A 19,723-nucleotide genomic window follows, 5' to 3' on the forward strand; every position below is an offset into this window, starting at 1 on the left:
CAGAGACAGAGCGCCAAAAGGATGAGCAGCCAGGCACGTGAGGCAAGGGGAAAGGCGCGGGACACGAAAACTCTCGATGGGGCTGGTGGGTTTTTCGGCCGGCAGTATAAGGGGCGCGCGCCGCGGCGACAGTGATCGGGCCCCTGTATGCCGCGTGAAGAAGAACACCGCGCCGGCGTCAGCCTCGCACAGCGGCTGGCCGGCAACCGCCACAGGCTTCCGGTCAGCGGTGACGCTTGGTACGCCTCAACAGCGGCCAGCTCCCCAGCACGGCGGGAATGCCCAGCCCGAGCCAGGCCGGCGCGTCCCACGCGCCGTCGCCGAGCAGGGCGGCGAACAGGCCGAACGCGCTCAGCAGGGCGATCAGCGTGGGCAACAGGAAGGTCGAACGGCGCCAGCTCATTGCAGCACCGCGCGGCCGACGGCGGCGTTGCGCCGGCGAGCCCACCAGAGGTAGAGACCGCTGACCAGCACGACGATGGTCAGCACGTCGAGCACCGCCCACAGGATCTGCATCGGCCGCCCGCCGTAGTCGCCGAAATGCAGCGGCGAGGACAGCGCCAGTGCGTCCATGTACCAGGGGCGCTCGCCGACGGCGGTGACCTCGAGGGTCTGGGCGTCGATCAGCACCGGCATCGACAGGTGCGAGATCAGGTGCGTGTTGCCTTTCATGAATACCGCATAGTGGTGCTCGCTGGAGAAGCGGGTCCCGGGGAAGGCGATGAAATCCGTCTCCATGCCGGGCACCGCCTCGCTGGCGATCTGCAACAGCCTGTCCTGGGATGCGAGGTGCTCCGGCGGGGGCAGATCGCGGTAGGGCGCGACCATTTCCATCAGCGACTCGTTGCGCCAGGCCGCGATCAGCAGGTCGGCGGTGGCGCTGATCACGCCGGTCACGCCCACCACGCAGGCCCAGCTGAGCGTGACGATGCCGATCAGGTTGTGCAGGTCGAGCCAGCGGGTGCGGGTGGATTTCTCGTGACGTACCTGGGCGAAATCCAGCCGCCGCATGAAGGGTGCATAGAGCACCACCCCCGAGACGATCGCGACGACGAAGAGAATGCCCATGAAGGCCAGCAGCAGCTTGCCGGGCAGCCCGGCGAACATGTCCACGTGCATGCGCAGGAAGAACATCAGCAGCCCGCCGTTGGCGGCCGGCATCGCCACGGCTTCCCCGGTGCGGGCGTCGAGCATGAAGGTGTGCGACGAGTTCGGCTCGGTCGCGGCGGTCGCCGCCATGATCGCGACGACACCGTTCGGGTCGTCCTCGTCCCAGCCCATGTACTGCATGACCTCGCCCGGGCGCTGCCGCTCGGCGGCCTGGACCAGCTGCTGCAGGCTCAGGTGCGGCGTGCCTGCCGGCATCTCGCGAAGCTGCGGTGCCTCGCCGAGCAGGTGCTCGAGCTCATGGTGGAAGATCAGCGGCAGGCCGGTCACGGCCAGCAACAGCATGAACAGGGTGCAGATCAGGCTGGTCCAGGTGTGGACGAATGACCAGCGGCGGATGGTGGTGCTTTTCATGACTATCCAAAATAAAGGGCCGCTCGTCTTGAGCGGCCCTGGGTGTCGGCTCGGTGCGGGGATCAGAAGTCGATCGTTGCGCTCACGGAGAGGGTGCGTGGCGCGCCGAGGACGAGGTAGTTGGAGCCCGGATAGCCTCCCGTGGAGGCCCAGTAATCGCGGCCGGTGGCATTATCCAGGCGTGCGCGCAGGGTGACGTCACGATCTTCGATGGTCATCCGGTAGCGTGCGCCGAGGTCCAGTCGGGTCCAGGACGGGATTTCCAGGTCATTGGCAGTATTCACGTACTGGCTGCTGGTATAGACGACCCGGCTGGTCAAGGTCAGTCCCGGTAATCCTGGTACGTCCCATTCGCCGCCGATATTGGCCTGGGTGCGCGGTACGCCTATGGCGTGGTTGCCTTCATCAAGGCCGTCCTGCGTTTTGGTCAGTTCGCTGTCGAGCAATGTCAGGCCACCCAGGACGCGCACGCCGTAAACGGGCTCGCCAAACATGCTCAGCTCGATACCTCGATTGCGCTGCTCGCCGCCTTCGCGGAAGACGCGGTCGGAGAGAACACCGAACGGCCTCTCGGTGTTGAAGACCGCGAGGCTGCCGCCCAGGATTCCGCCGTCGTACTTGAGGCCGACTTCGGTCTGCTTGGCGACATGCGGTTCCAGTGACTGACCGGCGTTCTCCACAGGCACGATCGTTCCATCGGGAAGCGTGGTGGTGCCAGGCGCAGTGTCGCCTCTGGCCAGGCCCTCGATGTAGTTCGCATAGGCCGAAAGCTCGTCGGTCAGCTTGTAGACCACGCCCGCGACCGGGGTGGTTTCATAGCGGTTGTCTTTCGAGGTGCGATTGCCGGTGTCGTTATTGTAGTTCCTGGTTTCGATGCCCTGACGGCGGGCTCCGAGGGTCACCAGCAGGCGGTCATCGAGGAAACCGAGGGTGTCGGCGATGGCCAGGCTCTGGGTCTGAATTCGCTGAGAACGCTTGGGATCGGACATGGAGCCACCGCTGAAGGTGATCGGCGCAAGGGCTGCGTCGAACGGGTCGTACAGATCCCCGGCGAAGTTCCCCGACATGGCCCAGGCGTTGCGTTCTTCCGAATGGAACGTGGCGGCCGACACGACCCATTGATGGCTGACCGTGCCCGTCAGAGCCATACCGCGCAGCCCGATTTCCCCCGTCGACACCTTGTCCTCCCGGCTGTTGTCGAAGCGCGAGAACGTGGTGGCGCCTGGGCCGGCATAGCTTGGGCCTGCCAGTCGATTCCTTTCCTCTCCATCGCGTACGCCGGCGGCCAGCCAGCCCGTCATCGAGTTGGAGAAATCGTACTCGGCGCGGAAGGTGCCGAATGTCTGCTTCTCCTTCGAATAAGTCCAGGGTTGGGCGAAGTTGTCCTTGGCATCCGGTGCGCTGGGGACGACGCCTACGGGCGTCACGCTCGGGCGAGGGGTATCGAGGAAGTGGTATTGGTGACCGATGTCGGCGGACAGGCGGAAATTGTCACCCTGGTAGTCCAGACCGAGGGCGAACATATCGAGCGTGCGGCTTTCATCGTCGACCGTGGTGTCGCCGTCATGCTTGGCTGCATTCAGACGCACGCCGAAGCGATCGTCCTCGCCGAAGCGGCGGCCTATGTCGGCCGCCGCGACGCCTTGACCTCCATTTTCCGCGCCCAGGGTCAGGCGGGTCAGCGGTTCGTTGGGCGCTCGCTTGGGCAGCAGGTTGATCATGCCGCCCATGCCGGTGCTACCAGGCGCTGCGCCGTTGAGGAAGGCGCTGGCGCCACGGAAGACTTCCGCCCGCTCGATGAATTCGGCGGCCACGTACTGGCGTGGCAGCAGGCCATACAGGCCGTTGTAGGAAATATCGTCCGAGAAGAGCGGGAAACCGCGGACGACATACAGCTCCTGCATGTTGCCGAAGCCGCGCGCCACACGAACCGACGGATCGTTCTGCATGATGTCCGACACGCTGCGCGCCTGCTGATCCTGGATCAGCTGCGAGGTATAGGCCGTCGAGGTGAACGGCGTATCCATGTAGTCCTGGTTGCCGAGAATCCCCACCCGACCGCCGCGTGCGACCTGCTCGCCCGCGTAGGGCTGGGTCAGACCGCCTGCCGAGGCGTCGGCGGCGACCACGGTGGTGTCGGACAACTCGACTGGCTCGCTCGACGCTGGCGCATTGGCAGGTGCCTGCTGCGCCATGGCCGGAGCGGCGGCAAGGCTGATGGCCAGGCAGAGAGGCAGAAGGGCGAAACCGTGACCCGAAAGACGCGACGGATGGATGCTGGGCATTGGGAGGCCTGTGGCGTGGTCCAGTGATGGAAAGCGCTGCCGATCGGCGTCGAGCGGCAGGGTGTAAGGCCGCAACTATAGGCATGGTGATAACGATTCGCAACATTGTTTCGATCTGGCTCCGCCGTGTCGCCGAGGGCTTTGTACCGGCCGTTCCAGACGGTGGCGCTTCGGAGCGAATGGGCTGGCAGTAACGCTGCCTCAGCCTATGCGAGCCTTCTGCCGGCGGCGCCAGCCGGCGAGGCTTTCAGCCAGCGCCGCCGGGCTATCCAACCCCTGCCGCCGCGCGCGGCTGAACAGGATCAGGGCCAGCTCGGCGGTCACCAGGGCGTCGGCGCTGGCGTGGTGGCGCTGCTGGACCTGCAGGTCGAAGCGCTTCGCCCAGTCGTCCAGACCGCCGTTGCGGGGGCGATCGTCCGGGCAGAGCATCGGGGCCAGCTCGGCCACGTCGAGGAAGGGATGGCGCAGCCGGTAACCCAGCGTCTGTTTCAGCGCGCGGGCAAGCATCTGCCGGTCGAAGCCGGCGTGAAAGGCGAGCAGGGGGCTGGTGCCGACGAAGGCCATGAAGTCCAGCAGCGCATCGGCCGGCTCGCTGCCCAGGGCCAGGGCGCTCGGGGCGATACCGTGGATGAGCACGCTTTCGCTGACCTTGTGGCCGGGGCGATAGAGGGTCCGCTCGAACTGCTCGCCCAGGTCGATGCCGCCGTCCTCGATGACCACCGCGCCGATCGACAGCACCTGGTCGCGCTTGACGTTCAGGCCGCTGGTTTCCAGATCGAGCACCACCAGGCGCTGCTGGCGCAGCGGGCGTTCGTCCAGCGGGTCGGGCTCCGGCAGCTCCGCCAGCCGGCGTTGCTGCTCGGCATCCAGCGCCTTCTGCTGCGGCTTGTTGAACCAGGGAAAATTCATAGCTGATAACGCAGGGCGAGGCTGCTCTGCAGGCGCTGGGCCTGGCGGAAGGATTCGCGCAGGATGCGCCGATCCAGGTGGTTGAGGTTGTCCGGGTCCAGGCGGTTGGAGTAGGGCTGGCCCAGCCGCGCCTGGTTCTGGTGTTCCTGCATCCGGGTCTGCTGGATGAAGTGGTAGGCCTCCTCATAGGCGGCGCCGTCCTTGGCGTCGATCACCTTGGCGTCGACCAGCAGGCGCAGGCGCTCGAGGGTATTGGTCGCGCCGATCCCGTGGCTCAGGGCGAGCAGCCGCGCGCCGTCGACGAAGGGCGTCAGGCCCTGCACCTTCAGGTCCAGGGTGTCCTTTTCGGCCCCCTTGCGCGCCACCACGAAGTCGCGGAAGCGGCCCACCGGCGGGCGGTGGCGCAGCGCGGTTTCGGCCAGCATGCGCTGGAATAGGCTGTTGCTCTGGATTTCCTCGAGCAGGGCGTGGCGAAGCTGCTCGCAGCCGTCGGGCGGGCCCCACACGGAGCGCAGGTCGAAGTAGATGGTGCAGCCGAGCAGGTTTTCCGGCGTCGACTCGCGCACGAAGGTCCTGAAGCGCTTGCCCCATTCCAGCCGGGACAGGCACAGCTGCGGATTGCCCGCCATGATGTTGCCCTTGCACAGGGTGAAGCCGCAGGTGGCCAGGTCGTGGTTGATGCGTTCGGCCAGGGGCAGCAGCCGACCGCGGATGCTGGCCGCTTCGGCGGCATCCTCGGCCTCGAACAGGATGCCGTTGTCCTGGTCGGTGTGCAGTGTCTGCTCGCGCCGCCCTTCACTGCCGAAGCAGAGCCAGGTGAAGGGCACGCCGGGGTCGCCCAGCTCCTCGATCGCCAGCTCGATCACGCGGCAGACGGTGTGGTCGTTGAGCAGGGTGATGATGTGGGTGATCTGGGTCGACGAGGCGCCGTGTGCCAGCATGTTGTCTACCAGCTGGCGAATGTCGCTGCGCATGGCCGCCAGCGTCTGCACCCGCGACGCATTGCGGATGGTCCGCGCCATGTGCACGAGGTCCACGCGCTGCAGGGAGAACAGGTCCCGCTCGGAGACCACCCCTCGCAGCTTGCCGTCGCTGACCACGCAGACGTGGGCGATATGGCGCTCGGTCATGGCGATCGCCGCGTCGAAGGCCGTGGCGTCCGGCGGCAGGTGGAAGGGCTCCTGTGTCATCAGCTCCTCGATGGCCTGGCCGAGGTCACAGGCGCCATCGGCAATGACCCGGCGCAGGTCGCGCAGGGTGAAGATGCCCAGCGGCCGGCGCTCGTCGTCGACGATGACGATGCTGCCGACATGCTGCTCGTGCATGGTCCGCACCGCTTCGTTGAGCGGCGTCGAAGGCGGACAGGACACCGGCTTCTGCAGGGCCAGGCTGCCGAGGCGGGTGTCGAGCGAATACTGCGCGCCGAGGCTTTCCACCGCGCGCAGCTGCACCTGCTGGTTGACCTGCTCGAGCAGGCTGCTGACGCCGCGCAGGGCGAAATCGCGCAGCGGCCCGGAGAGGGCGAAGAGCTTGATGAACGCAGGCTTGTTGAGCAGCAGGCAGAAGGTGTCGTCGGCGGCCAGGTGTTCGGTACGGGTCGCGCGCTCGCCGATCAGCGCGGCCATCGGAAAGCATTCGCCCGCGGTGATCTCGAAGGTGGTCTCCGTCCCGCGCCTTGCCGAATGCGGCCGCTCGCCATGCACGCGCCCCTGCTTGACGATATAGAAGTGCTCGACCGGGCCGTCGTCGGGTTTGATGATCGACTCCCCGGCGCTGTAGAAGCGCAGCTGGCAATTCTCCACCAGAAACGCCAGGTGGGCGCTTTCCATCTGGTTGAACGGCGGGTATCGACGCAGGAATTCCATGGTGCCGTGGATGTTCTGCAGCACTGCAGTTTTCCCCGCCTCGGCGAAGGCATCGGCTTTGCTCATGGCTGGCTGTTCCGTTTTTTGTTCTTGATCTTGGCGAGGGCCTCGCAGGCCGCCCATTGGACGTAAGTCTAGTGAAGACCGCGAACGATGCGGATCGGTCGCTGCCAGCGGTTCTTTTCCCCTGCGGAACGAGAAACGCCCCCTTGCGGAGGCGTTCTATGCTCGTGGCGGCGTATTACGTGCGCTGCCGGACCTTGAACTCGCGGCGGCGGCGGTGCAGGACCGGCTCGGTGTAGCCGTTGGGTTGGCGGGCACCTTCGAGTACCAGTTCGACCGCGGCCTGGAAGGCGACGCTGTCGTCGAAATTCGGCGCCATCGGGCGATACAGCGGATCGCCCGCGTTCTGCCGGTCGACCACGGCGGCCATCCGCTCGAGGCTTTCGCGCACCTGAGCCTCGGTCACCACGCCGTGGCGCAGCCAGTTGGCCATGTGCTGGCTGGAGATGCGCAGGGTGGCGCGGTCTTCCATCAGGCCGACGTCGTTGATGTCCGGCACCTTGGAGCAGCCGATGCCCTGTTCGACCCAGCGCACCACGTAGCCGAGGATGCCCTGTGCGTTGTTGTCCAGTTCGTTCTGGATCTCCTGCGCGCTCCAGTGCAAATCGGTGGCCAGCGGCAGCGTGAGGATGTCGTCCAGCGAGGCCTTGGCGCGCGTGGCGAGTTCGGCCTGGCGGGCGAAGACGTCGACCTGGTGGTAGTGCAGGGCGTGCAGCGTCGCGGCGGTGGGCGAGGGTACCCAGGCGGTGTTGGCGCCGCTCATGGGGTGGCCGATCTTCTGCTCGAGCATCGCGGCCATCAGGTCGGGCATGGCCCACATGCCCTTGCCGATCTGGGCGCGGCCCTGCAGCCCACAGGCGAGGCCGACGTCGACGTTGTTGTTCTCGTAGGCGGCTATCCATTTCTCGCCCTTCATCGCCGCCTTGCGCACCATCGGGCCGGCCTCCATCGAGGTGTGGATTTCGTCGCCGGTGCGGTCGAGGAAGCCGGTGTTGATGAACACGACGCGATCGCGCGCCTGGGCGATACAGGCCTTGAGGTTGACCGTGGTGCGGCGTTCCTCGTCCATGATGCCGATCTTCAGCGTATTGCGCGCCATGCCCAGGACGTCTTCCACGCGACCGAACAGCTCGGTGGCGAAGGCGACCTCTTCGGGGCCGTGCATCTTCGGCTTGACGATGTAGACCGAACCGGTACGCGAGTTGGTGCGGCTGGTGTTGCCCTTGAGGTTGTGCAACGCGATCAGGCTGGTGAAGAGCCCGTCGAGGATGCCTTCCGGCGCTTCGTTACCATCCTGGTCGAGAATCGCGTCGTTGGTCATCAGGTGGCCGACGTTGCGGATGAACAGCAGCGAGCGGCCGTGCAGGGTGAGTTCGCTGCCGTCGGGGCGGGTGTAGACGCGGTCGGGGTTCATGGTGCGGGTGAACCGGCTGCCGCCCTTGCTCACCGATTCGGCCAGGTCGCCCTTCATCAGGCCCAGCCAGTTGCGGTAGACCAGCGTCTTGTCGTCGGCATCGACGGCGGCGATGGAGTCTTCGCAGTCCATGATGGTGGTCAGCGCGGACTCCATGAGGATGTCCTTCACGCCGGCCGCATCGGTCTGCCCGATCGGGCTGTCGGAATCGATCTGGATCTCGAAGTGCAGGCCGTTGTGCGTGAGCAGGATCGCCTGCGGCGCGGTGTGATCGCCCTGGTAGCCGGACAATTGGGTCCGATCCCGGAGTGAGGTGGCACCGGCCGGCAGGTCGACCACCAGCCGGTCGCCCTCGATGCGATAGCCGCGGGCGTCGGCATGGGAGCCGCTTTCCAGTGGTGCGGCCTGGTCCAGGAAGTTGCGCGCGAAGGCGATGACCCGGGCACCGCGGACATCGTTGTAGCCCGGCCCCTTGCTCGCGCCGCCCTCTTCGGAGATGGCGTCGGTGCCGTACAGCGCGTCGTACAGCGAGCCCCAGCGGGCGTTGGCGGCGTTCAAGGCGAAGCGCGCGTTCATGATCGGCACCACCAGCTGCGGGCCGGCCATGCGCGCGATCTCCTCGTCCACGTTCAGGGTGCCGGCCTGGAAGTCCTCAGGCTGCGGCAGCAGGTAGCCGATGTCCTCCAGGAAGGCCTTGTAGGCCACCGGATCGTGCGCCTGGCCGGTGCGTGCCTGGTGCCAGGCGTCGATCTGCGCCTGCAGCGCGTCGCGTTTGGCCAGCAGCGCGCGGTTCTTCGGGGCGAGGTCGTGAATGACCGCCGCGGCGCCCTGCCAGAAGGCCTGCTGCTCGATGCCGGTGCCGGGGATCGCTTCGTCGTTGACGAAGTCGTAAAGAACCCTGGCGACCTGCAGCCCACCGATTTGAACGCGCTCAGTCATTGCTTGCCTCACTCTTGTTCAGCCTGGAATGTGTACGCCGACGGCCCCCGAACGTCGCACATACGACGTCGAGCCGGGCGTGCTATCAGCGCCCGGCGGGCAATCAGCGGGTTTTTGTAGTGCTCGGCGGCGAATACTACATGAACGTCCGGGCAAATAGCATGACGCCGGCGCGGGTGCTTTAATCAGGGCATCCGGCGGGCGCACCTGCGCCGTCACAACCGTATCGACCACCTGCGAGGAGCCTTCATGAATCACTTGGTACTGACCATCATTGCCGAGGACCAGCCCGGGCTGGTCGGGCGCATCGCCGACTGCATCGCCGGACAGGGCGGCAACTGGCTGGAAAGCCGCATGTCGCGAATGGCCGGGCAGTTCGCCGGTATCCTGCGGGTGGCGGTGCCGGGCGATGATCCCGCGCCGCTGGTCGCGGCCCTCGAGGGGCTCAGCGGTCAGGGCATCCGCGTGCTGCTGGCGCCCAGCGGCAACGAGCCGCAGAGCGGCTGGCAGGCGATCGGGCTGCGGCTGGTGGGCAATGACCGCCCGGGCATCGTGCGCGACATCAGCCGCGTGCTGGCCGAGCAGGGCGTCAACGTCGAAAGCCTGGACACCGACGTGTTGCCGGCGCCGATGAGCAGCGAGCTGCTGTTCCATGCCGAGGCGCGGCTGGCGGTGCCGCCGCAGCTGTCGCTGGAACAGCTGCAGGCGCGCCTGGAAACGCTCGCCGACGACCTGATGGTCGAGCTGGAGCTGCAGCCGACCGAGTGATCAGGCGCGCCGCCGGCGCAGCAGGCGCCAGGTGTCGAAGCTGTACACCAGCAAGCCGGCCCAGATGAAGGCGAAGGCGAGCAGTTTGTCGGCGGGGAAGGGCTCATGGAACACCTGCACCGCCAGGATCAGGATCAGGGTCGGTGCGATGTACTGCAGGAACCCGAGGGTGGAATAGGGCAGATGCCGTGCGGCGGCGTTGAAGCACAGCAGCGGGATCAGCGTCACCGGCCCGGCGGCGACCAGCCAGAGCGCCTCCACCCGCTGCCATTGCGCGGGCTCGGCGTATTCGGGGTGGCCCGAGAACGCCAGCCAGGCCAGCGCCACGGGCAGCAGCAGCCACGTCTCCACCACCAGGCCCGGCAGCGCGGCCACCGGCGCCTGCTTGCGCAGCAAGCCGTAGACGCTGAAGGTCAGGGCCAGCGCCATCGACACCCAGGGTAGCTGGCCGAGGGTGAACACCTGCTGCGCCACGCCCAGCGCGGCGAGGGCGACCGCCAGCCACTGCAGCGGGCGCAGCCGCTCGCGCAGCAGCACCAGGCCCAGCAGCACGTTGACCAGCGGATTGATGTAGTAGCCGAGGCTGGCCTCGACCATATGGTCGTTGTTCACCGCCCAGACGTAGATCAGCCAGTTGCTGGCGATCAGCAGGCCGCTCACCGCCAGCACGGCGATGCGCCTGGGATGCGCGAGCAGTTCCCGCCACCAGCCGGGATGTTTCCAGATCCACAGCGCCAGCGCGCCGAACAGCGCCGACCAGATCGCCCGCTGGGTGACGATGAGCATCGGATCGAAAACGGTGAGCAGTTTGAAGTAGAGCGGGAACAGGCCCCAGATCAGGTAGGCGGCAAGGCCCAGGAGGTAGCCCTTGCGCAGGTCGGCGGTTGCCATGGGGGATGTTCGCAGGCAGTTGGAAACCGGCTATTGTGCGCCGGAATCCAACTGCTGTCTGCGCTGCGTAGTGCCTGTGAACCTCAGGCCGGCGCGCCGGCGAGTTGCGGCGGCAGGCAGACGCCGGTGCCGCCCAGGCCGCAATAGCCGTTGGGGTTTTTCGCCAGGTATTGCTGGTGGTAGGCCTCGGCGTAGTAGAACGTCGGCGCGTCGGCGATCTCCGTGGTGATCCCGCCGTGGCCGGCACGCGCGAGCTCGGCCTGGAAGGCCTCGCGGCTGGCTTCTGCCGCCGCCTTTTGCTCGTCGTCGAAGCAGTAGATCGCCGAGCGGTACTGGGTGCCCAGGTCGTTGCCCTGGCGCATGCCCTGGGTCGGGTTGTGGGCTTCCCAGAACAGTTTGAGCAGCGCTTCGTAGCTGGTCTGCGCCGGATCGAACACCACCAGCACCACCTCGGTGTGCCCGGTCAGACCGGAGCAGACTTCCTCGTAGGTCGGGTTGGGCGTCAGGCCGCCGGCATAACCGGCCGCGGTGGTCCAGACGCCGGGCTGTTGCCAGAACAGGCGCTCCACGCCCCAGAAACAGCCCATGCCGAAGACGGCCTGCTGCAGTCCGGCGGGGAAGGGCGCTTGCAGGGCATTGCCATTGACGTAGTGGGTTTCGGGCACCGGCATGGGCGTCGAGCGGCCAGGAAGGGCCTGCTCGGCGCTCGGCAGCGCTTGTTTATCAACCAGGATTTGCGATCGCAGGACCATGGACGACCTCGATTGTCGGCAGGGGAAAGCCCCTACGCTACAAGAGTGCGCGCGTGGATAGAAGCGTCAAGGCGTGCCGCAGGTCAGGCGCGTAGCCGGTAATGGCGCAGCCGCTCGACCAGGTCGCGGCCCGAAATCGCCTTGTCGAACAGGAAACCCTGGCCGATATCGCAGCGGTGGCGCCGCAGGAAGGCCAGCTGCGAGGCCGTCTCGATGCCCTCGGCGACCACCTTGAGCTTGAGGTTGTGGGCCATGGCGATCACCGCGGAGGTGATTTCCATGTCGTCCTGGCTGTCGGGGATGTCCTTGATGAAGCTGCGATCGATCTTGATCACGTCGATGGGAAATTTCTTCAGGTAGCTCAGCGACGAGTAGCCGGTGCCGAAGTCGTCCATCGCCAGGGTCAGCCCCAGCGCCTTGAGGCCGAGCAACTGCTGGCGGGTGTCCTCGGTGGCGTCGAGCAGCAGGCTTTCGGTCAGTTCGAGTTCGAGCAGCGCCGGGGCGATCTGCTCCTCGGCCAGGATCGCGGCGATCGAGGTCAGCAGCTCCGGGTCGGAGAACTGCTTGGGCGAGACGTTGATGGCCACCGGCAGGTTGCCCAGGCCCAGGGCCGACAGCTGCAGGCTCATCCGGCAGGCCTGGCGGACGACCCATTTGCCGATCGGGATGATCAGCCCGGTTTCCTCGGCCACGCTGATGAACTGGTCCGGCTGGATCATGCCCTTTTCCGGGTGACGCCAGCGCAGCAAGGCTTCCATGCCCTGCAGCCTGCCGGTGCGCAGGCTCAGCTTGGGCTGATAGAAGACTTCCAGCTCGTTCTGGGTCAGCGCGCGGCGCAGGTTGTTCTCCACGAACAGTTTGTAATTGGCTTCGGCGTTGAGGGTCTCGGTGAACACCTGCACCTGGTGCTTGCCGTTGGCCTTGGCCTTGTGCAGGGCGAGGCCGGCATGCTTCATCAGGGTTTGCGGGTCCCGCCCGTGGAGCGGGGCGCAGGCCAGGCCTACCGAGCCGCTCACGCTGATCAGCTGGCCGTCGACGAACAGCGGCTTGTCGAGCGTGCGCAGGACGTCGGCGGCCAGGCGCTGCCCGCCCTCCACGTCCATGTCGTCGAGAAGGATCGCGAACTCGTTGCTGGCGAAGCGTGCCAGTACGGTGTCGCGGCTCATGCTGTTACGCAGTCGGCGGGCGAGGCTGGTCAGCAGTTTGTCGCCGGTCTGGTGGCCGAGGGTGTCGTTGATCCGCTTGAAGTTGTCGATGTCGACCAGCATCAGCGACAACCGCGGCGGGGGCTCGCTGACGAAACGTTCTTCCAGGCTGCGGATGAAGTAGGGGCGGTTGCCGAGGCTGGTGAGGTTGTCGGTATAGGCCAGGCGTTCGATGTGCTGCTGGGCGAGCTTGCCCTGGGTGACGTCTTCGTAGATGCCGATGTAGTGGGTGAGCTCGCCGTTCTCGCCGAATACCTTGGAGATCGACAGCTGGCCCCAGTAGGGCTCCATGTTCTTGCGCCGGCTGCGGAATTCCCCCTGCCAGCTGTTGTTGCTCGCCAGCACCGATTTGGCGTCGAACAGCAGTTCGCTCAGGTTCTCGAACGCCGGGATGTCGGACAGGTGGCGGCCCTGGACTTCCTCGAGGCCGTACTGGGTGATGGCGGTGAAGCTCGGGTTGGCATATTCCACCAGGCCGTCGCGGTCGACCAGGATGAAGGCGCTGGCGCTCTGCTCCACGGCCCGCTTGAACAGGTGCAGCGCGTGGGTGGCGCTCAGGCGCTGCTGGTTGGCGAGCACCTGCGCGTACTGGTCCGCCAGCTCGCCGGCAAAGGCGATCTCGTCGCTCTGCCAGGTTCGCGCCGTGCCAAACTGCTCGAGGCAGAGCATGCCCACCAGTTCGCCGCCGATACGGATGGCCGCATCCAGCCGGGACACCACCTCCGTGGCCAGGTGCTGGCCGGTCAGCTCGCGGATGCGCACGTCGTGGCGGGCATCGCCGGCATCGATCGCGCGGTCGCTGTGCAGGGCTTCGAGGTAACGGGGGCACAGCCGGGTGTCGATGGCCGGCGGCAGCGCCTGGCCATCGTCTTCACCGCAATAGCGGGCGACCGGCGCCAGCTGGTCGTCCTTGAGCAGCCAGATGCTGGCCGACGACAGGTTGTACACCTCGCAGGCCGCCTGGCTGATGAGCTGGGCGGCCTCCAGGGACGGGTTGCCGGAGCTGTAGCGGTGGCGCGCCAGCTGGGCGATCAGCGCATGCTGGGCATGCGACCTGACCAGGTGCTGCAGGTGTTCCTGCTGGGCATGCTGATACAGCCCCAGCGAGGCGCGCAGGCGGGCGTTCTGGGCCTGCAGTTCATGGTCGCAAGCGTCTTGCGCCGGGTCGGTGGCCAGCAGGTAGCCGCGTAGCAGCGGCCGTCCATGTTGCTGATAGGGCTCGCCGATCTCCAGCATGTTCAGTACGCCGCAGGGCGTGTGCAGGCGGTAGCTCACCTGGTAGTAGGGCTCGTCGGCCAGCTGTTTCTGGATATCGTCGTGGCGCTGGTGCCGGACCTCCGGCTCCATCAGGCTGGCGTAAGGCGAGCCGATCAGCGAGCAGAGTTCGGCCGCCGCCAGGCCGAATCGGCGTTCGCACATCGGGTCGAGAAAAAGCAGCGCCCAGCTGGGCTCGTTCAGGCGTTCGAAGCGCAGCATTCCCAGCCTGGACGGCACTGGCAACTGCGTCACAACCTCGGTCGCCGTACGGCTGGCGGCATCGGTATGTATTATCATCGAACGGATCGCTTCCAGTAGGCTGACCGCATCGGGCTGATGGCCCAATAATATTAAACCTTAGCAAGGGTGCATCATGCGAAGAGGACTGACAAGCCAGCTCTCCAAGTTACTGCTCATCCCGCTTTTCTGCGTGTGCGTTCCTACTGTTTCGGCGCAGAACCAGGGCTCTTTAGGGTCCGACGAGCCGGCTCGCTACCTGGCTCAGATCAAGGGGCTGTACCTCACCGAGAACGAGCGTGATGCCCTGCTCGCACACAGCAACGATCTGCTCAACACCTACGCGCTGCGGGCCGCCTACCAGGTCGGTCAGCCCGACCCCCACGACCTGAACTACCAGCTGAGCGTCGGCGGGCCGGGGGAGCTTCGGATTCGCGAGGAAATCCGCCACCAGAACGGAACGGTGGCGGTCAACAACCGTACGCTGTCGGTCTACGGCGTCGATCCTTATCTTCACTATCAGTGCCCCGCGCAGGGGCTGGTCTGCGTGGTCGGCAGCCCCGCCGATGGCAGTCCGATGCTGACGCTGCTGCGCGACCCCAAGGGCGCCGAGGAACTGGCCAAGGCGCTGTCGTTCCTGATCCGCAACCTGCAGAAGGGCTGAGCCCCGCGCTGCGCCGTCAGGCGTGGCGATGCTTTTCGACCTGCTCCGTCGCGCAAAAAAAAAGCCCCGCCAATTGGCGGGGCAAGTGACGCTGATTCAACTCACAGCAGCATCGTGCGGATGTCCGCCAGCAGCTCGCCCAGGCGTTTGGTGAAGCGCGCCGCGGCGGCGCCGTTGATCACCCGGTGATCGTAGGACAGCGACAGCGGCAGCATCAGCTTGGGCTGGAAGGCCTTGCCGTCCCATACGGGCTGCATGGTCGCCTTGCTGACGCCGAGGATCGCCACTTCCGGCGCATTGACGATCGGCGTGAAGCCGGTGCCACCGATGTGCCCGAGGCTGGAGATGGTGAAGCAGGCGCCCTGCATGGCATCCGGCGAAAGCTTCTTGGTGCGGGCCTTCTCGGCCAGCTCCGCGGCTTCGGCGGCCAGCTGCAGCAGGCTCTTCTGGTCGACGTTCCTGATCACCGGTACCAGCAGGCCATCGGGGGTGTCGACCGCAAAGCCCAGGTGCACGTATTTCTTGCGGATCAGTGCCTTGCCGCTCGGGGCCAGCGAACTGTTGAAGTCCGGCAGTTCCTTGAGCAGATGCGCGCAGGCCTTGAGCAGCAGCGGCAGGACGGTCAGCTTGACGCCGGCCTTTTCCGCCACGGCCTTCTGGGCGACGCGGAAGGCTTCGAGCTCGGTGATGTCGGCCTGGTCGAACTGGGTCACGTGGGGCACGTTCAGCCAGCTGCGATGCAGGTTGGCCGCGCCCACCTGCATCAGGCGGGTCATGGCGACTTCTTCGACTTCGCCGAACTTGCTGAAGTCCACGGTCGGGATCGGCGGGATGCCCGCGCCGCCACTGGCGCCCGCGGCGGCTGCCGGTGCGCTCTTGGCCTGCTGCATCATGGCCTTGACGTAGCTCTGTACGTCTTCCTTGAGAATCCGGCCTTTCGGACCGCTGCCGTTGACCTGGCTCAGCTCGACGCCGAACTCGCGGGCCAGCATGCGAACCGCCGGGCCTGCGTGGATTTTCTTGCCGTCTGCGCTCGGCGTCGCGGCCGGGGCTGGCGCTGCCGATGCCTTGGCTTCCGGCACGCCCTGCTTGTTCGGTGCGACCGACTGCTGGGGTGCTGCGGCCGGAGCCTTGTCGTCTGCCTTGGCCGCGGCCTTGGCAGGCGCTGCGGCGCCGGCGACTTTCAGGGTCAGGATCAGGTCGCCGGTCTTGGCTTCGTCACCCACCTTGATCGACACGCTTTCGACGGTGCCGGCCTTGGGTGCCGGAATCTCCATGCTGGCCTTGTCGGACTCGAGGGTGATCAGCGACTGGTCGGCTTCGACCTTGTCGCCTGCCTTGACCATGACCTCGATGACATTGGCGGTGCCGCTGGAGCCGATGTCCGGAATCCGGATGTCCTCGGTGCTGTCGCCTGCCGGTTGTTCGGCGGCGGCTTGCTCGGGCTGCTCCTTGGGCTGGCTCTTTTGCGCCGGTGCGCTGGCCGCCTGCTTCGGCTTGGCCTGGGTCGCGCCCTTGAGCACGAGGATCAGATCGCCGGTGCCGACTTCGTCGCCGACCTTGACCGAGACGCTCTCGACCACGCCCGCGGCGGGAGAGGGGATCTCCATGCTGGCCTTGTCGGACTCCAGGGTGATCAGTGACTGCTCGGCGGCGATGGTATCGCCGGGCTTGACCGAAATTTCGATCACGCTCGCCTTGCCGGACGAGCCGATGTCCGGAACCTTGATTTCCTGGGACTCGCCTTCCTCGGCCGAGGCGGACGGGTTCTCGTCACCAGGGGACGTCGGGGCTTCGGCTTCGTCGGCCGGACCGCCGGTGGCGGCTCCGGCAGGCTCGGCGGCTTCGGGCTTGCCCTCGCTTGCCTCGCCGTCGGCGCTTTCCATGTCCAGCAGCAGGTCGCCGGTCTTCAGGCTGTCGCCCAGCTTGATGTGCAGCGCGGTGATCTTGCCGGCCTTGGGCGCGGGGATCTCCATGCTGGCCTTGTCCGACTCCAGCGTCAGCAGGCTCTGCTCGGCCTCGACGGTGTCGCCGACCTTGACCATCAGCTCGATGACCTCGCCTTCGCCACTGCCGATATCGGGTACGCGAATGGTTTCACTCACAATAATGTTCTCCTGTTCGCTCGCGGCAATCAGCAATCCAGCGGATTGCGCTTCTCGGGGTCGATACCGAACTGGGTGATGGCGTCAGCCACGACCTTGCGTTCGATGGCGCCTCGATCGGCGAGTGCTTGCAGCGCGGCGAGGGTGACCCAGCGACGATCGACTTCGAAGAAGTCGCGCAGCTTCTTGCGCGTGTCGCTGCGACCATAGCCGTCGGTGCCCAGCACCTGGTATTCCTTGGATGGAACCCACTGGCGGATCTGGTCGGCGAACAGCTTCATGTAGTCGGTCGAGGCGACCACCGGGCCTTCGCGGCCTTCCAGGCACTGCTCGACGTAGGTCTTGCGTGGCTCCTCGGTCGGGTGCAGGCGGTTCCAGCGGTCCACGGCCAGGCCGTCACGGCGCAGTTCGTTGAAGCTGGTGACGCTCCACACATCGGCGCCGACGCCGAACTGGGCGAGCATTTCCACCGCGGCGCGCACTTCCAGCAGGATGGTGCCGCTGCCCAGCAGCTGCACGCGATGCTTGAAGTCGCCCTTGGCTTCCTCGAGCAGGTACATGCCCTTGATGATGCCGTCTTCCACGCCGGCCGGCATGGCGGGCTGCTGGTAGTTCTCGTTCATCACGGTGATGTAGTAGTAGACGCTTTCCTGCTTCTCCATCATCTGATGCATGCCGTGGTGCATGATCACCGCCAGCTCGTAGCCGTAGGTGGGGTCGTAGCTGCGGCAGTTCGGGATGGTGCTGGCGAGGATATGGCTGTGGCCGTCCTCGTGCTGAAGGCCTTCGCCGTTGAGCGTGGTGCGCCCGGAGGTGCCGCCCAGCAGGAAGCCGCGGGTCTGGGCATCGCCCGCCGCCCAGGCCAGGTCGCCGATACGCTGGAAGCCGAACATCGAATAGAAGATGTAGACCGGCAGCATCGGCTGGTTGTAGTTGCTGTAGGCGGTGCCCGCGGCGATGAACGACGAGAAGGCACCGGCTTCGTTGAGGCCTTCCTGGAGGATCTGGCCGTCGCGCTCTTCGCGGTAGTACATCACCTGGTCGCGGTCGACCGGCTCGTACAGCTGACCTACCGGGGAGTAGATGCCCAGCTGGCGGAACATGCCTTCCATGCCGAAGGTGCGCGCCTCGTCGGCCAGGATCGGCACGATGCGCTTGCCCAGGTCCTTGTCCTTGACCAGTTGCGAGAGGATGCGGCCGAACGCCATGGTGGTGGAGATTTCACGCTCGCCCGAGCCGTCGAGCACGGCCTTGAGGGTTTCCAGCGGAGGCGTCGGGATGCTGAAGCTCTTCGGACGACGCTGCGGCAGGTGCCCGCCGAGTTTCTCGCGGCACTTGCGCAGGTACTTCATTTCCGCGCTGTCTTCGGCCGGACGGAAGAACGGCAGCTCTTCGAGCTGCGAATCGTTGACCGGGATGTCGAAGCGGTCGCGGAATTTCTTCAGGCTGTCGATATCGACCTTCTTGGTGTTGTGGGCGATGTTCTTCGCCTCACCGGCACCGGTGCCGTACCCCTTGATGGTCTTGGCCAGGATCACGGTCGGCTGGCCCTTGTGGTTCACCGCCTGATGGTAGGCCGCGTATACCTTGTACGGGTCGTGGCCGCCACGGTTGAGCTTCCAGACTTCCTCGTCGGACAGCTTCTCGACGCGCTTGAGCAGCTCCGGATCGGCACCGAAGAAGTGCTTGCGCACGTAGGCGCCGTCTTTGGCCTTGTAGTTCTGGTACTCGCCGTCGATCGCCTCGTCCATCCGGCGCTGCATGCGGCCGTCGTCGTCTTCGGCGAACAGCGGGTCCCACATGCGGCCCCAGATGACCTTGTTGACGTTCCAGTTGGCGCCTTTGAAGACGCCTTCGAGCTCCTGGATGATCTTGCTGTTGCCGCGAACCGGGCCATCGAGGCGCTGCAGGTTGCAGTTGATGACGAAGATCAGGTTGTCGAGGTTCTCGCGACCGGCCAGGGAGATGGCGCCGAGGGTTTCCGGCTCGTCGCACTCGCCGTCGCCGATGAAGCACCAGACGCGCTGCTTGCCGGCCGGGATGAAACCGCGGTTCTCCAGGTACTTCATGAAGCGCGCCTGGTAGATCGCCTGGATCGGACCCAGGCCCATGGAGACGGTCGGGAACTGCCAGAAGTCCGGCATCAGGTGCGGATGCGGGTAGCTCGACAGGCCGTTGCCATCGACTTCCTGGCGGAAGTTGAGCATCTGCTCTTCGGTCAGGCGGCCTTCGAGGAAGGCGCGGGCATAGATGCCGGGCGATGCGTGGCCCTGGTAGTAGATCAGGTCGCCGCCGTGCTCTTCGGTCGGCGCCTGGAAGAAGTAGTTGAAACCGATGTCATACAGCGTGGCGCTGGAAGCGAAGGTGGAGATGTGGCCACCCAGGTCCGGGTCTTTCAGGTTGGCGCGCATCACCATCGCCAGGGCGTTCCAGCGGACCAGCGAGCGGATGCGACGTTCCATGAACAGGTCGCCGGGCATGCGCGCTTCGCGGGTGACCGGGATGGTGTTGCGGTAAGGCGTGGTGATCGCGTAGGGGAGCGGTGTTCCGCTACGGGTGGCCAGTTCGCCCATCCGGGTCAGCAGATAGTGGGCTCGGTCTTCACCTTCTCGATCGATGACGGAGTCGAGGGCATCCAGCCATTCCTGGGTTTCGACGGGATCAAGGTCTTGCATGGCTTGCTCCAGGGCGGAAAGGCTTCCAGAATCGGTCGCCTACGTCGCGGCTCGCTTTTTGAGCGGGCGCGTTTATTTTTTGGATGAGTGCCGGCTATGACCGGGCTCTGTAGTTTTACTACAAATCGGACGGCATGTTCAGCCCCCGGGGCACAAACACCGGTAGTGAAACT

At 65.9% G+C, this 19,723-nt stretch carries 13 protein-coding genes; 2 read left to right on the top strand and 11 right to left on the bottom strand.

Annotated features, from left to right (window positions below; genetic code table 11):
* Positions 1 to 223 precede the first annotated feature (223 nt).
* The 6 genes from DN824_RS10175 to DN824_RS10200 form a co-directional block, all read right to left on the bottom strand.
* Positions 224 to 403 carry a hypothetical protein gene (locus DN824_RS10175; protein WP_138408293.1) on the bottom strand — a complete coding sequence of 60 codons (180 nt, stop codon included), beginning with the start codon at positions 401 to 403 and terminating at the stop codon, positions 224 to 226.
* Complete coding sequence (locus DN824_RS10180) at positions 400 to 1,521, bottom strand: PepSY-associated TM helix domain-containing protein (RefSeq protein WP_138408294.1); 1,122 nt, start codon at positions 1,519 to 1,521, stop codon at positions 400 to 402. The genes DN824_RS10175 and DN824_RS10180 overlap by 4 nt, the downstream gene beginning before the upstream one ends.
* Positions 1,522 to 1,583: 62 nt before the next feature.
* On the bottom strand, positions 1,584 to 3,806 hold the full coding sequence (locus DN824_RS10185; protein WP_138408295.1) for a TonB-dependent receptor: 2,223 nt from the start codon (positions 3,804 to 3,806) through the stop codon (positions 1,584 to 1,586).
* A 201-nt stretch (positions 3,807 to 4,007) separates the two neighbouring features.
* Positions 4,008 to 4,715, bottom strand: coding sequence for a 3'-5' exonuclease (locus DN824_RS10190; RefSeq protein ID WP_138408296.1), 708 nt, complete (start codon positions 4,713 to 4,715; stop codon positions 4,008 to 4,010).
* Positions 4,712 to 6,646: a putative nucleotidyltransferase substrate binding domain-containing protein gene (locus DN824_RS10195; RefSeq protein WP_138408297.1), complete on the bottom strand. Its 1,935-nt coding sequence runs from the start codon at positions 6,644 to 6,646 to the stop codon at positions 4,712 to 4,714. The genes DN824_RS10190 and DN824_RS10195 overlap by 4 nt, the downstream gene beginning before the upstream one ends.
* A 175-nt stretch (positions 6,647 to 6,821) precedes the next feature.
* The gene (locus DN824_RS10200; protein ID WP_138408298.1) at positions 6,822 to 8,996 is read right to left on the bottom strand and encodes a malate synthase G; all 2,175 of its coding nucleotides are present in this window, start codon (positions 8,994 to 8,996) and stop codon (positions 6,822 to 6,824) included.
* 249 nt (positions 8,997 to 9,245) lie between these two features.
* Here DN824_RS10200 and DN824_RS10205 point away from each other — a divergent pair, with 249 nt between their 5' ends.
* Entirely contained in the window at positions 9,246 to 9,764 is a 519-nt protein-coding gene (locus DN824_RS10205; protein WP_138408299.1) for a glycine cleavage system transcriptional repressor, read from the top strand.
* Here the strand turns inward: DN824_RS10205 and rarD are convergent, their stop codons facing one another.
* The 3 genes from rarD to DN824_RS10220 form a co-directional block, all read right to left on the bottom strand.
* Entirely contained in the window at positions 9,765 to 10,655 is an 891-nt protein-coding gene (gene rarD, locus DN824_RS10210; protein WP_138408300.1) for an EamA family transporter RarD, read from the bottom strand.
* 83 nt (positions 10,656 to 10,738) lie between these two features.
* Positions 10,739 to 11,407: a peptide-methionine (S)-S-oxide reductase MsrA gene (gene msrA / locus DN824_RS10215; protein ID WP_138408301.1), complete on the bottom strand. Its 669-nt coding sequence runs from the start codon at positions 11,405 to 11,407 to the stop codon at positions 10,739 to 10,741.
* A gap of 83 nt (positions 11,408 to 11,490) precedes the next feature.
* Positions 11,491 to 14,166 carry a putative bifunctional diguanylate cyclase/phosphodiesterase gene (locus DN824_RS10220; RefSeq protein WP_138408302.1) on the bottom strand — a complete coding sequence of 892 codons (2,676 nt, stop codon included), beginning with the start codon at positions 14,164 to 14,166 and terminating at the stop codon, positions 11,491 to 11,493.
* A 76-nt stretch (positions 14,167 to 14,242) separates the two neighbouring features.
* Between DN824_RS10220 and DN824_RS10225 the strand changes: the two genes are divergently transcribed.
* On the top strand, positions 14,243 to 14,770 hold the full coding sequence (locus DN824_RS10225) for a hypothetical protein (RefSeq protein ID WP_241663889.1): 528 nt from the start codon (positions 14,243 to 14,245) through the stop codon (positions 14,768 to 14,770).
* Between the two features lie 101 nt (positions 14,771 to 14,871).
* Here DN824_RS10225 and aceF read toward each other — a convergent pair whose 3' ends face one another.
* Together aceF and aceE are read right to left on the bottom strand one after the other, a co-directional pair.
* Entirely contained in the window at positions 14,872 to 16,875 is a 2,004-nt protein-coding gene (aceF, locus tag DN824_RS10230; protein WP_138408303.1) for a dihydrolipoyllysine-residue acetyltransferase, read from the bottom strand.
* A gap of 29 nt (positions 16,876 to 16,904) precedes the next feature.
* Positions 16,905 to 19,550: a pyruvate dehydrogenase (acetyl-transferring), homodimeric type gene (aceE, locus tag DN824_RS10235; RefSeq protein WP_138408304.1), complete on the bottom strand. Its 2,646-nt coding sequence runs from the start codon at positions 19,548 to 19,550 to the stop codon at positions 16,905 to 16,907.
* Positions 19,551 to 19,723 lie beyond the last annotated feature (173 nt).

Source organism: Stutzerimonas nosocomialis, from assembly GCF_005876855.1.
Taxonomy (GTDB): Bacteria; Pseudomonadota; Gammaproteobacteria; order Pseudomonadales; family Pseudomonadaceae; genus Stutzerimonas; species Stutzerimonas nosocomialis.